This is a genomic window from Comamonas brasiliensis, from assembly GCF_018292285.1.
Taxonomy (GTDB): Bacteria; Pseudomonadota; Gammaproteobacteria; order Burkholderiales; family Burkholderiaceae_C; genus Comamonas; species Comamonas brasiliensis.
The window spans coordinates 1,703,844-1,716,706 of record NZ_JAANES010000001.1; the positions used below are offsets into that span (position 1 = coordinate 1,703,844).

Here is a 12,863-nt window from a genome sequence, read left to right on the forward strand (position 1 = left end):
AGGCCATGTTGCTGATCGTCCTTGCCTATCTGGGCGGCGTGCTGACCATCGTCAGCCCCTGCATCCTGCCCGTGCTGCCCTTCGTGTTCTCTCGCGCGAATCAGCCCTTTGTGCGCAACGGCCTGCCATTGCTGGCTGGCATGGCGCTGACCTTTGCGGTCGTTGCCTCTCTCGCAGCCGCAGGCGGCGGCTGGGTGGTGGCTGCCAATCAATATGGCCGCTGGCTGGCTCTGGCGCTGGTGGCCGTTTTCGGGTTGACCCTGTTGCTGCCGCATCTGTCGGAGCGACTGACCCGTCCATTGGTGACTGCCGGCTCGCGCCTGTCCGAGTCGGTACAGCAAGACGGTACGCCGAAGATGGCCTCCTCCGTGTTGCTGGGAGTCGCGACGGGGCTGCTGTGGGCCCCATGCGCTGGACCCATTCTGGGACTGATACTGACCGGCGCCGCCCTGCAGGGTGCCAACACGACCTCAAGCTTGCTGCTGCTGGCCTATGCCGCCGGGGCAGCGACCTCCATGGCTGCGGCTTTGCTGCTGGGTGGCCGGGTATTTGCCACGCTCAAGCGTTCGCTGGGTGCCGGTGAATGGGTGCGACGCGGCCTCGGGGCAGCTATGCTCGCCGGCGTTGCAGCCATTGCACTGGGAATCGACACCGGCGTGCTGGCCCGACTGTCAACGGCGTCCACCGGCAACCTGGAGCAGAAACTGGTCGAGCACCTGAACCAGCCGCAGAGCGACGACCAGCTGGCCATGCATGGCAACCCGGGCATGATGATGCAGGCACCATCCCTTGCACCTGCTGACGGGGCTGCCATGATGGCCGCGGGAGCTGCAATGCGCATGAGCGGGCCGTCCAGCACAGCCCAGGCTCTGCCCGATGAGGGCATCGCGCCGCCCCTGGACGGTGCAACCCAATGGCTCAACTCCAAGCCACTGGGTGAGCAGGACCTGAGAGGCAAGGTGGTGTTGGTGGATTTCTGGACCTACTCCTGCATCAACTGCCTGCGCACTCTCCCCTATGTGAAGGCCTGGGCCGAAAAATACCGCGACCAGGGTCTGGTCGTGATCGGCGTGCACGCACCTGAGTTCGCCTTTGAACGCGACATCGGCAACGTGAGCAAGGCCATGAAAGATCTGGGCATCAGCTATCCGGTGGCCGTGGACAACCAGTATGCGATCTGGCGCGCCTTCCGCAACCAGTACTGGCCTGCTCATTACTTCATCGATGCCACGGGACGCATACGCCATCATCACTTCGGCGAGGGCGGCTATGCAGAGTCTGAACGGGTGATACAGCAGCTTCTCAAAGAAGCGGGCAGCACCCGTTCGGCCATGGGCCTGACGCAGGTGGATGCAGGAGGCGTGCAATTGGCCGCCAGCATGAATGAGGTCGCCTCGCCCGAAACCTATCTGGGCTATGAGCGCGCCGAGAACTTCGCCTCCAACCCCAAAGCCGTGCACGACAAGACGACCACGTATCTGGAGCCGCATGAGACCCGGCTGAACGCCTGGGGCCTGGGCGGTCAATGGATGGTGGGGCCGGAAAGCGCATCGCTGGCCGGTCCTTCGGGGCGCATCGTCTACCGGTTCAAGGCCCGTGATCTGCACCTGGTGCTGAGCCCCGGACCCGATGGCAAACCGGTGCGCTTCAAGGTCAGCGTCGACGGCAAGCCACCCGGCGATGCCCACGGCGTGGACGTGGCAGCCGACGGCAGCGGCACCGTCACCGGGCAACGTCTCTATCAGCTGGTGCGCCAGTCCGGTGCCGTTGCCGAGCGGACCTTCAGCATCGAGTTTCTCGACAGCGGCGTTTCTGCCTACGCCTTCACTTTCGGATGAGCCCCATGAAAACCAACCTCACCCCCTCGGTCACCTTGAATCGGCGCGGCATGCATAGGCGCGGCCTGCTCCAGACCTTGACTGGCGGCATCGTTTTGCTGGGCAGCGGGCTGCTGTGGCAATCAACGGCCTTCTCGGCCGAGGAGGCAGTCCGCATCCCGCCCCCTGCCATGGACATGCCGGCCACCGGGCCCGCGCCGCAGCGCGCCATCTTTGCCGGCGGCTGCTTCTGGGGAGTACAAGGCGTATTCCAGCATGTCAAAGGCGTGCAGCGGGCCGTCTCGGGCTATAGCGGAGGCACTGCAGCCTCCGCCTCCTATGAGCTGGTCAGCCGCGGCAATACCGGACATGCCGAATCGGTAGAAGTTACCTTCGATCCGTCCCTGGTGAGCTATGGACAGCTGCTGCAGATATTTTTCTCTGTGGTTCATGATCCCACCCAGCTCAACCGGCAGGGACCGGACACCGGCACGCAATACCGCTCAGCCATTTTCGCGACCAGCCCCGCCCAGCTCAAGACAGCACAGGCCTATGTCGCGCAGCTTGACGCGGCACACCTGTATCCGAAGCCCATCGTCACCCGCCTCGAGGAAAGGGCAAGCTTCTATCCGGCCGAGCTCTACCACCAGGATTTCATGACCGAAAACCCGCGTCACCCCTATATCGTCTTCAATGATCTGCCCAAGGTGAACAACCTCAAGCGCCTCTTCCCAGACCGCTACCGCAGCGATCCGGTGCTGACCAAGAAAACGCACCCGTAACCGTCCGACACGGGATGCCTGACAAGCCTGGTCTGAAGGACAGCCGTGGCGCAGCCGCCACGGGAATGCGGAGCAGTTTGCCTACAATTTGATGCATGCAGCAAAGCCCCTCTACCTCAACCGATACGGGTGCCGCAGTGGAGCGGCTTGTCCAGCTGTACGAACAACTGACCCCTGGCCATCTGCAGCGACTCGACAGCTATTACGCGAGCGATGCGCACTTCAAGGATCCGTTCAATGAAGTGCGCGGCGTGAATGCAATCGCCGGCATCTTCGCCCATATGTTCGACACGCTGCAAGAGCCGCGCTTTGTCGTCACCGAGCGGCTGGTACAGGACAGTCAGGCCTTTCTGGCCTGGGAATTTCGCTTTCGCTTGCGACGCTGGCGGCCCGGTTCCGAGCAATGCATTCGGGGTGCCAGCCTGCTGCGCTTTGATGCACAAGGTCTTGTCTGCCAGCATCGCGATTACTGGGATGCAGCTGAAGAACTTTACGAGAAACTGCCATTGCTTGGAATCCTGATGCGCTGGCTGCGCAACGCAGGTTCCGCTTCCAGGAAAATGCCCTATGCTCACCGTTCATCACCTTGAAACTTCGCGCTCGCAGCGCATACTCTGGCTGCTTGAGGAGCTCGGTGTTCCTTACGAACTGCGTCGCTACCAGCGCGATCCCGGCACCCGCCTGGCGCCGCCGGAGCTCAAGCGCGTGCATCCTCTGGGCAAATCGCCGGTGATCAACGATTCGGACGTTGTTGTCGCCGAATCAGGCGCGATCATCGAGTATCTGGTTGAGCGCTACGCTCATCAGGCGCCTGAGGAGCTTTCGCACCTTGAGCCCCTGCGCGGCACCCAAGAACACCGTGAGTGCCGCTTCTGGATGCACTATGCCGAGGGTTCGCTGATGAACTGGCTCGTGATGAAACTGGTTTTCGACACCATCCCGCGCCAGCCCATGCCATTTTTCGTGCGTCCCATCGCGCGCGCCCTGTGCAAGCGGGTGCAGCAAAGACTCGTTGCGCCCAATGTGCAGACTGCATTGGCCTTTATGGAAGCGCATTTGGCAAAACATCACTGGTTTGCGGGCGAGCATCTGAGCATGGCCGACTTCCAGATGAGCTTTGCCGTTGAAGCGGCTCTGGTGCGAAGCGAAAACGAGAGCGCCTGGCCTCATCTGATCGCCTATCGCCAGCGCATGCACGAGCGTGCTGCATACCAGCGAGCCTTGAGCAAGGGCGGGCCGGTCATCATGCAATCCTGAGACTGCGGCAGACTTCCACAAACCGGATCGAACCCTTGTCAGGGCAGCGCCAGGTGCTGGCGCCTCTGCGGGTGCCGACTTCTCAGCGCGCCACCGCCAGCCCGTCAAACGTGGTGCTCGTCACCCAGTCGATGATCTGCCCATGCGTGTACTGTTCCGATTCCTTGAGCAGGGCCACGACGGGATCGCAGGCGCGTGCAAACAGGGTGTACAGCACCAGCTCGGGGGGCAGCGCGGCATGCAACTGGCCGCTGGTCTGGGCTTCGGTGATCCAGATGCTGAGCCGGTTGCTCAGGGCGATCAGCCGGTCCATATAAGCATCGTTGGATTGCAAAGAGGCGCTGAGATTCGAGTTCTGCGCCGGCAGCGAAGGCATTTCCCCCTCCAGCTGCGTCTGCATGGCCCAGCGCGTCACGGCCTTGAGCTGATCCAGCGGGCGCATGGGAGCACCTGCCTCGGCCGCTTGGCTTGCTTCGTCGCGCAGGCCGTCCACGAACGCCAGTGCACGGTCCAGCACGCCGACCATGGCGGCTCCCGCCAGTTCCTCCTTGGAGGTGAACAGCTTGTAGAGGCTGGCCTTGGCCATGCCGGCTTCGGCAGCGACCTCGTCCACCGTCATGGCGTCATAGCCCTTGGTCGCCAGCAGCCGGTTGACGGCCACCACGATGGCCTGCTCACGCACGCGCTGTATCTGCTGTTTGATGGAAGAGCGGCTTGTCATGGGCATATTTTAGACCTGATAGGCCATACCTCATACTAGATAGTGCAAAGTGGAAATGTTTGGTTTATAGTTTGAACTCATCAGTTCACGATTTAACCTTTCTGGTGCAAACGGACTGATAAACCAGGAAAGGCATTCCCATGCATCGCATTGCAGTCATAGGGTCTGGGGTTGCGGGTCTGGCCGCTGCCCGGCTTCTGGCAGGTGCGCCTGGCCAGCATCGCGTGACATTGCTGGAAGCGGGCCACCATTTCGGCGGGCATGCCAACACTGTCGATATGACGCTGAATGGCGTGAGCCAGGGTGTGGATACGGGCTTTCTGGTCTTCAACCACCGCACCTATCCGCTTTTAACGCAGCTGTTCGAAGAGCTGCAAGTGCCTACGGCGGCCGCCGAGATGTCGTTTTCGGTACAGGTTCCCCTGGCCGACGGACGTGCCGGCCTCGAGTGGAGCGGCAGCTCACTGGGAGCAGTCTTCGCGCAGCGCAGCAATCTGCTGCGCCCCCGTTTTCTGAAGATGCTGACCGAGATCCTGCGCTTCAATCGTCTGGCCACACGCATCGCCCGGGAAGGCGACGAGGCCGGCCTGCGCAGCTCCATCGAAGCTTTTCTCGATGAACACGGCTTCGGCACCTCCTTCCGGCAGGACTACCTGCTGCCCATGATGGGTTGCATCTGGTCCTGCCCGACGGATCAGATGCTGCGCTTTCCTGTGGCCACGCTGATCCGCTTTTGTCACAACCATGGCCTGATCCAGGTCTCCGACCGGCCCCAGTGGTACACCGTGCGGGGCGGCTCACGCCAGTATGTGCGGCGCATGCTGGCCGCGCTGCAGCACGATGGCCGCCACGAGGCCCGTCTGAACGCGCCCGTGCTGGGCCTTCGCCGCGTGGAACATGGCGTGTTGCTGCAGATGGCGCATGGCACGGAGCACTTCGATGCCGTGGTACTGGCTTGCCACAGCGATCAGGCCCTGCGCCTGCTGGGTCTCGACGCCACGCCGCAGGAGCGCAGCGTGCTGGGTGCCATACGCTACCAGCCCAATCAGGCCGTGCTGCACACCGATGCCAGCGTGCTGCCCGGCCGCGAGGCAGCCTGGGCGGCCTGGAACTACGAACGCGCGGCCGATGCAGGGCGCAACCGGACAGGCGTCTGCCTGCACTATCTGATCAACCGTCTGCAGCCTCTGCCGTGGCAGCAGCCCGTGATGGTCTCCTTGAATCCGGTGCGCCCCATCGACGAGAGCAAGGTTCACGCGCGCATTGCATACAGCCATCCGGTCTTCGACCTGGCGGCCATAGAGGCCCAGGGCCAGGTCGCGGCTCTGCAAGGCCAGCGCCGGACCTGGTTCTGCGGAGCATGGTGTGGCTACGGCTTTCACGAGGATGGCCTGCGCTCAGGGCTCGATGCGGCCGATGGCCTGCTGGCCATCTTGCCCAGGCTGCCCGTCAGTTCTGCCATCAGGGGGGCAGCATGAACGCCCGGCCCCTCATCGGCTTCGGCCATGTCTGGCATCGCCGTCTGCGGCCCGTCGAGCATGCCTTCCGATATTCGGGCTATTTCCTCATGCTGCCAATGCGCAGCTTGCGCATGCAGCCCGATGCCTCGCTGCGGCGCAACCGCCGCGGCTGGATCAGCTTTCACGACAGCGACCACGGCGAGGGCGGAGCCGATGCCCTGGACTGGTTCGAGCAACTGCTGCACAGCGAAGGCATTGACGATGCCGACGGCGAAGTCTGGCTGCACACCTTCCCGCGCGTACTGGGTTATGTCTTCAAGCCCGTGAGCTTCTGGTATGCCCACCGCAGCGATGGCTCGCTAGCCGCCGTGCTGGCGGAAGTCAACAATACCTTTGGCGAGCGCCATGCCTATCTGCTGGCCGGTCCTGAGCTGGCCTGGGGCCGCGAGCAGATGGCACGCAAGCAGTTCCATGTCTCGCCGTTCTGCGAAGTGCGGGGCGAGTACCGCTTCCGCTTCGAGCGCAGCGAGCGACGAACCCTGGCGCGCGTGGACCTGTATGACGAAGACGGCCCTCTGCTGCAGACCAGCGTGGGCGGCACGCTGCATCCGCTGGATGTGACCGCCGTGCGCCGCGCCTTCTTCGGCACTCCTTTGATGACGCTAGGCGTCATAGCCCGCATCCACTGGCAAGCGCTGCGCCTCTGGGCCAAGCGCCTGCCTTTCCATGGCAAACCCACCGAGCCCGAGCGCTTCGTCACACGATGAACACCACCGCCGCCCCCTTGCTGAGCCCCGCCGCCGCCACACCGCGCCGCACGCCTGCGCGGGCACGCCGCGTGCTGAACTTGCTCGAATGTCTGCCCTGCGGGCAGTTGGATCTGGAGCAGCCTGACGGTCGCCTGCTGCACCTGCCTCAGATGCGCTCTGCATCCAGCATCGCCGACGCACATTGCGTGCTACGCGACTGGCAGGCGCTGGAACGCACCCTGAAATCGGGCGACATCGGTCTGGCCGAAGGCTATATCGCCGGTGAATGGGACAGTCCCGACCTGGCTGCACTGCTGCGGCTGTGCATGGCCAACCGCGACCATGTACAAAGCCTGATCTACGGCAGCTGGTGGGGCCGGTTGGGCTACCGCCTGCGTCACCTGCTGCAACGTAATACGCGGGCCGGCAGCGCCAGAAACATCCATGCCCATTACGACCTGGGCAATGACTTCTACCAGCTGTGGTTGGACCCCGGCATGAGCTATAGCGCAGCCTGGTTCGAGGGGCGCACGGGCGAATCGCTGCAACAAGCCGACCTGCAGGCGGCCCAGCAGGCCAAGCTCAGACGCACGCTGGACGAGGTGCGGCTGCAGCCCGGCCAACGCCTGCTGGAGATCGGCTGCGGCTGGGGTGGCCTGGCAGAGACTGCGGCCCGCGAATTCGGTACCCGGGTCACGGGCGTGACGCTGTCGCGCGAGCAGTTGACCTGGGGACAGCGCCGCATGCAGCAGTCCGGCCTGGGCGACGCCGTGGAGCTGCGCTACCAGGACTACCGCGACCTGCCTGCCCTGCATGCCCGCCAGCCCTTCGATGCCATCGTATCCATCGAGATGTTCGAGGCCGTGGGCCGCGAATACTGGCGCGGCTACTTCCAGACACTGCGCGACTGTCTCAAGCCCGGAGGCCTGGCCTGCATACAGACCATCACGCTGCGCGAAGACCTGTTCGCGCGCTATCTTCGCTCCACCGACTTCATACAGCAGTACATCTTCCCGGGCGGGCTGCTGCCCAGCATTTCAGCATTCGAGCAGGAAGCACGGCGTGCAGGCCTGGTGGTCGAACATCACCTGGCCTTCGGCCGCGACTATGCAGAAACGCTGCGCCGCTGGCGCCAGTCCTTCGAGCACCAGCTCGACGCCGTGCGCTCCCAGGGCTTTGACGAGCGCTTTGTGCGCATCTGGCGCTTCTACCTTGCCTATTGCGAAGCGGCCTTCGACACCGGCAACACCGATGTCGTCCAGTTCACCCTGCGCAGGCCACTGCCATGACTGCCCCTCAGCCCCGCGCGCACCGCCGCCAGGCCTTGGCCTGGGGCGCAGCCTGCGCTCTTGCCCCCTCACTGACCGCCATGTCCAACCTGACCCACGCCATGACCCCGACAGCAGATCTCCCTATCGAACTGCGCAGCACCCTGCCTGCCGGTCGCCTGATCGGCAAAGGCGTGCTGCGCTTTTTCGGTCTGCGTGTCTACGAGGCAAGGCTGTGGGCCGGCCCCGGTTTCCCAGCCGAAGACTACGCCCGACATCCGTTTGCACTGGAGCTGGTTTATGACCGCAAGCTCGAAGGCATGGCCATTGCCGAGCGCTCCATCGCCGAAATGCGTAGGGTGGGCAGCTTCACCGAGGAGCAGGCCCGGCAATGGCTGGAGCTGATGAAACAGGCCTTCCCAGACGTGCAGGCCCAGGACAGGCTGCTGGGCCTGAACGACGGCCAGGGCGAGGTGCGCTTCTTCCACAACGGCCGCCAGACCGCGCAGCTGCGCGATGCAGAGTATGCACGCCTGTTCTTCGGCATCTGGCTGTCGCCGCAGACGTCGGCCCCTGCCATGCGCAGTTCGCTGCTCGGCCTGGGCTGAGCGCCAGCGGAGCATCTCATGGCTTCACATACGGCTACCGCCCCCCTTCTGCCTTGGCGCACAGGCCTGGCCTATGGCACTCTGGCCGCGCCGCTGGCCTTCGTCTCCCTGCCGCTGTATGTGAACCTGCCCTACCACTACGCCAGCGTGGCGGGCGCTCCGCTGGCGGGACTGGGCGCCGTGCTGCTGGCCACACGGGCCTTCGACGCCCTCGTCGACCCGGCCATCGGCCGCTGGGTCGACCGCCTTCTGCGCCAAGGTGCGGTTTGCACCGCCAGTGCGGCGATCCTGGCCAGTCTGCTGATGGTGCTGGGCTTCGGTGCCCTCTGGCATCCGCCTTTCGATGCGCAGGACACGACGGGCCTGCTGGGCTGGCTTGCTGGCAGCTTGCTGGTGTGCACGCTGGCCTATAGCGTGCTCGCCATCCTCCACCAAGCCTGGGGCACGCGTTGGGGCGGTGAGCCCGCCTGGCGTGCGCGCGTCACGGCCTGGCGCGAAGGAGCCAGCCTGACGGGCGTGCTGCTGGCCAGCATGCTGCCGGCCTGGCTGGGACTGGATGCGACCACAGGCTTTCTCGCCCTGGGTCTGGCACTGGGCCTGACCGGCCTGTTGCGGCTCACGACCCCCGTTTCACCACAACAACAGCCGCAGTCCGTGACCAGGCCTGCCAACTCGCCATGGGCCAATGCAGGCTTCAGGCGGCTGCTGGCTATCTTCATGGTCAACGGGGTGGCTGCCGCCATTCCCGCCACCCTGCTGCCTTTCTTCGTGGCAGACCGGCTGCAGGCCTCGGAACTGCTGCCGGTGCTCCTGCTTTGCTTCTTCGGCACTGCAGCCCTGGGCCTGCCACTGTGGGTGAAAGCCGTTGCACGCTGGGGGCTGGCACCCAGCTGGCGGGCCGGAATGCTGGCCAGCGTGCTGGCCTTCGGCTTCACGCCCTTGCTAGGCGAAGGCGACGGCATCGCTTTTGCCGTGATCTGCCTGGCCAGCGGTCTGGCCCTGGGCGCGGATCTGGCCCTGCCAGGTGCGTTGCTCACAGGGGTGATTCACAAATCCGGCGAAGGCGGCCGCAGCGAGGGCCGCTACCTGGGCTGGTGGACCTGCGCCACCAAGCTCAACCTGGCCCTGGCGGCGGGCCTGGCCCTGCCCCTGCTGTCGGCAGCTGGCTATCGCAGCGGTGCCAGCGAGCCCGCAGGCCTGCAGGCGCTGGCCTGGGCCTATGGCGGCCTGCCCTGCCTGCTCAAGCTCGCAGCAGCGACCTTGCTCTGGCGCGCTGAGCGTCTGCATTCTTCCTGGAGGCACATATGAGCCACATCATCCGCTCCACCTCGTTTTCGCCGCTGCGGCGTGCCTGCCTGGGCGCAGCATTGGCGCTGAGCCTTGCGGGCTGCGCCGGGCCTTCGGTGCAGGACTATGCCAAGGAGCAGCCGCAACTGGACCTGCGCCAGTACTTCAACGGGCCGCTGACGGCGCACGGCATGTTCACGGACCGCTCGGGCAAGGTGGTCAAGCGCTTCACCGTGCGCATGACAGGGAGTTGGAAAGGTGAAGAGGGCACGCTGGACGAGCACTTTGTCTATAGCGACGGCAGCACGCAGCAACGCGTCTGGCATATCCGCCATCTGGGCAATGGGCGCTACAGCGGTCGCGCCGACGACGTGGTGGGCGAAGCCCAGGGCGAGAGCGCAGGCAATGCCATCCGCTGGACCTATGTGCTGGCCCTGCCCGTAAATGGAAGAGTCTGGAATGTCAGCATGGATGACTGGATGTACCTGATCGACGGACGCACCCTGCTCAACCGCACCGCCATGAGCAAGCTGGGCCTGCATCTGGGCGATGTGACACTTGCCATCGTCAAGGAGTGAAGATCATGGCGCTGCTCTGTGCACGGCTGAACCCGCCACTGCGCGACTGGCAGGGTCGCTCGGCCTGGATTATTGGAGCCTCCTCGGGCATAGGCCGCGCCACGGCCGAGGCGCTGCACAGGCAGGGAGCCAGGGTGATCGTTTCTGCGCGCCAGGGCGAAGCGCTGCAGGATTTCGTGCGCAGCCACGACGGCTGTCTGGCCCTGCCGCTGGACGTGACCGATGCCGATGCCCTGTCTGCAGCAGCCCGGACGGTGCAGGCTCATTGCGGCAAGGCTCCCGACCTGATTCTCTATTGCGCAGGCCGCTACAAGCCCCAGCGCGCCACGGAGTTCGACCTGTCCGAGATGCAGCGCCACCTGGCCGTGAACTATGGTGGCGCCCTGCATTTGCTCGATGCCGTACTTCCGATGCTGCTTGCGGCGGGGCAAGGCCATCTGGCACTGGTCGGCTCGGTGGCCGGCTATCGCGGGCTGCCGATGTCCCTGGCCTACGGCCCGACCAAGGCGGCACTCAACAACCTGGCCGAAAACCTCTATCTGGACCTGCACGACCGGGGCCTGGGTGTGTCCATCATCAACCCCGGCTTTGTCGATACGCCGCTGACGGCGCAGAACCACTTCAGCATGCCGGCCCTGATCGATGCCGACGAAGCCGCCCGGCATATGCTGCAAGGCTGGGCCCAGGGACGTTTCGAGATGAATTTTCCACGCCGCTTCACGCGCTGGATGCGTCTGTTGCGCTGCCTGCCCGATGCCTGGTATTTCTCGGCCGTGCGCCGCATCACAGGCAACTGAATGCCCGGCCCTGCGACGGTGCCATGCTCTTGAGCACATCGGGCCAGCGGCCTAAATACCAGGCCCAGCATGACCTCAAGCGCACGCCGAACACCACAGGCTTGCAGCAGCTCGGAATGCAACGACAGATGGGACTGCTGACCGGAGCACAAAACAAAAACCCTCTTGAATCAATGATTCAAGAGGGTTTGATATCTGGTGGGTGATACATGGATCGAACATGTGACCCCTGCCGTGTGAAGGCAGTGCTCTACCGCTGAGCTAATCACCCGATGAACGTTATTGTATCAGGGATTGGCGCTCACATTTTCAAAGTTGCGCCAAGCGGTCTTGCCACCACTGGATTTATCCATCTGCTTAAGCACATCGTCGTGAGCCGACTGCTCCTGCTCGTTGGCACGCAACACCGGCAACCTGAAGCTGCTCAGGTCCACCGAGGCCACGATCATGGTTCCGGCCGCCGGAGCATCTGCCGGCTCCTCGGTCATGAGCAAGGCATCCTGCCCGCGCGTCAGATTGATGTAGACATCCGCCAGCAGCTCCGCATCCAGCAAGGCGCCGTGCAGTGTGCGGTTGGAATTGTCGACCCCCAGGCGATCGCACAGCGAGTCCAGCGAGTTGCGCTTGCCCGGGTACATCTCCTTGGCCATGACCAGGGTGTCGAGGACTCCGCCCACGCACTGCTTGAGCGGCGGGCGCTTGGCCAGCTTGAGCTCGTTGTTCAGAAAGCCCAGGTCGAACGGCGCATTGTGGATGATGAGTTCTGCACCTTGCAGATACTCCCATATCTCGTCGATCTTCTCCTCGAAGCGCGGCTTGTCCTTGAGGAACTCCGTGGTGATTCCGTGCACGCGCAAGGCATCGGGGTGGCTGTCGCGACCCGCATTGAAGTACAGGTGCAGATTGTTGCCGGTGAGCTTGCGGTTGACCAGCTCCACGCAGCCCAGCTCGATCAGGCGGTCGCCGTCAATGGGAGACAGACCCGTGGTTTCCGTATCCAGAACAATTTGACGCGACATTCAATTTCTCCCAATTACCTGCGGCGCTCACATCGCCCAACAATTTCTAAAACAAGCGTGCACCAGAGCCAGGACACCGAGGAAGCGCCGCCGCGCACCGAGGGTGTCGTCCCCCTCCCCTGGCGCGAAGCGCGTAGAGAGAAGGGGAAGGCGCAAAGCGCCTCAAGGGGTGCTCAGTGATTTTCCTTAGCGTGATTGATGGAGTACTTGGGGATCTCCACCGTCACATTCTCGCGCGCCAGAATGGCCTGGCAGGACAGGCGCGATTGAGGCTGCAGGCCCCAGGCCTTGTCGAGCAGGTCTTCTTCCTCTTCCTCCGCCTCATTCAGGGAGTTGAAACCCTCCTTGACGATGACATGGCAGGTCGTGCAGGCGCAGCTCATGTCGCAGGCATGCTCAATATTGATGCCGTTGTCCAGCATGGCTTCGCAGATCGAGGTGCCGACAGGCGCTTCGATTTCCGTTCCGTTGGGGCAGTACTCGGCGTGAGGAAGAATTTTGATGATGGGCATTGTTCTGT

14 protein-coding genes and 1 tRNA gene are annotated in these 12,863 nt (G+C 63.8%); 11 read left to right on the plus strand and 4 right to left on the minus strand.

The window, feature by feature from the left end; genetic code table 11:
- Positions 1–5 precede the first annotated feature (5 nt).
- The 4 genes from DJFAAGMI_RS07705 to DJFAAGMI_RS07720 all read left to right on the plus strand — a co-directional run bounded on the left by DJFAAGMI_RS07705 (position 6) and on the right by DJFAAGMI_RS07720 (position 3,856).
- Positions 6–1,838 (plus strand): cytochrome c biogenesis protein DipZ, encoded by a 1,833-nt coding sequence (locus DJFAAGMI_RS07705; protein WP_211456578.1) that lies wholly within the window; start codon positions 6–8, stop codon positions 1,836–1,838.
- Entirely contained in the window at positions 1,835–2,599 is a 765-nt protein-coding gene (gene msrA, locus DJFAAGMI_RS07710; RefSeq protein ID WP_211456579.1) for a peptide-methionine (S)-S-oxide reductase MsrA, read from the plus strand. Before DJFAAGMI_RS07705 ends, msrA begins: the two co-directional genes overlap by 4 nt.
- A 95-nt stretch (positions 2,600–2,694) precedes the next feature.
- Entirely contained in the window at positions 2,695–3,189 is a 495-nt protein-coding gene (locus tag DJFAAGMI_RS07715; RefSeq protein ID WP_211456580.1) for a nuclear transport factor 2 family protein, read from the plus strand.
- The gene (locus DJFAAGMI_RS07720; protein WP_211456581.1) at positions 3,167–3,856 is read left to right on the plus strand and encodes a glutathione S-transferase family protein; all 690 of its coding nucleotides are present in this window, start codon (positions 3,167–3,169) and stop codon (positions 3,854–3,856) included. Before DJFAAGMI_RS07715 ends, DJFAAGMI_RS07720 begins: the two co-directional genes overlap by 23 nt.
- 82 nt (positions 3,857–3,938) lie before the next feature.
- On the opposite strand, the gene DJFAAGMI_RS07725 is transcribed toward DJFAAGMI_RS07720, so the two are convergent.
- On the minus strand, positions 3,939–4,577 hold the full coding sequence (locus DJFAAGMI_RS07725) for a TetR/AcrR family transcriptional regulator (RefSeq protein WP_211456582.1): 639 nt from the start codon (positions 4,575–4,577) through the stop codon (positions 3,939–3,941).
- Positions 4,578–4,717: 140 nt separating this feature from the next.
- On the opposite strand from DJFAAGMI_RS07725, the gene DJFAAGMI_RS07730 reads away from it, so the two are divergent.
- Genes DJFAAGMI_RS07730 through DJFAAGMI_RS07760 form a run of 7 tightly spaced genes read left to right on the plus strand, consistent with a single transcriptional unit; the run spans position 4,718 to position 11,324 of the window.
- The gene (locus DJFAAGMI_RS07730; protein WP_211456583.1) at positions 4,718–6,055 is read left to right on the plus strand and encodes an NAD(P)/FAD-dependent oxidoreductase; all 1,338 of its coding nucleotides are present in this window, start codon (positions 4,718–4,720) and stop codon (positions 6,053–6,055) included.
- Positions 6,052–6,804 (plus strand): DUF1365 domain-containing protein, encoded by a 753-nt coding sequence (locus DJFAAGMI_RS07735; protein ID WP_211456584.1) that lies wholly within the window; start codon positions 6,052–6,054, stop codon positions 6,802–6,804. The genes DJFAAGMI_RS07730 and DJFAAGMI_RS07735 overlap by 4 nt, the downstream gene beginning before the upstream one ends.
- Positions 6,801–8,075, plus strand: a complete 1,275-nt coding sequence (locus tag DJFAAGMI_RS07740; protein WP_211456585.1) for an SAM-dependent methyltransferase — start codon at positions 6,801–6,803, stop codon at positions 8,073–8,075. Before DJFAAGMI_RS07735 ends, DJFAAGMI_RS07740 begins: the two co-directional genes overlap by 4 nt.
- Complete coding sequence (locus tag DJFAAGMI_RS07745; protein WP_211456586.1) at positions 8,072–8,662, plus strand: hypothetical protein; 591 nt, start codon at positions 8,072–8,074, stop codon at positions 8,660–8,662. Before DJFAAGMI_RS07740 ends, DJFAAGMI_RS07745 begins: the two co-directional genes overlap by 4 nt.
- Before the next feature lie 18 nt (positions 8,663–8,680).
- Positions 8,681–9,970 carry an MFS transporter gene (locus DJFAAGMI_RS07750; RefSeq protein WP_211456587.1) on the plus strand — a complete coding sequence of 430 codons (1,290 nt, stop codon included), beginning with the start codon at positions 8,681–8,683 and terminating at the stop codon, positions 9,968–9,970.
- Complete coding sequence (locus DJFAAGMI_RS07755) at positions 9,967–10,527, plus strand: DUF3833 domain-containing protein (RefSeq protein ID WP_211456588.1); 561 nt, start codon at positions 9,967–9,969, stop codon at positions 10,525–10,527. The genes DJFAAGMI_RS07750 and DJFAAGMI_RS07755 overlap by 4 nt, the downstream gene beginning before the upstream one ends.
- A 5-nt stretch (positions 10,528–10,532) precedes the next feature.
- Positions 10,533–11,324: an SDR family NAD(P)-dependent oxidoreductase gene (locus DJFAAGMI_RS07760; protein WP_211456589.1), complete on the plus strand. Its 792-nt coding sequence runs from the start codon at positions 10,533–10,535 to the stop codon at positions 11,322–11,324.
- A 196-nt stretch (positions 11,325–11,520) separates the two neighbouring features.
- On the opposite strand, the gene DJFAAGMI_RS07765 is transcribed toward DJFAAGMI_RS07760, so the two are convergent.
- The 3 genes from DJFAAGMI_RS07765 to fdx all read right to left on the minus strand — a co-directional run bounded on the left by DJFAAGMI_RS07765 (position 11,521) and on the right by fdx (position 12,855).
- Positions 11,521–11,595 (minus strand) — tRNA-Val (locus DJFAAGMI_RS07765).
- A 16-nt stretch (positions 11,596–11,611) separates the two neighbouring features.
- A complete protein-coding gene (gene dnaQ / locus DJFAAGMI_RS07770) occupies positions 11,612–12,343 on the minus strand; it encodes a DNA polymerase III subunit epsilon (protein ID WP_211456590.1) in 732 nt (243 codons plus the stop codon).
- 173 nt (positions 12,344–12,516) lie between these two features.
- Entirely contained in the window at positions 12,517–12,855 is a 339-nt protein-coding gene (fdx, locus tag DJFAAGMI_RS07775) for an ISC system 2Fe-2S type ferredoxin (RefSeq protein ID WP_003054218.1), read from the minus strand.
- Positions 12,856–12,863: the final 8 nt, after the last annotated feature.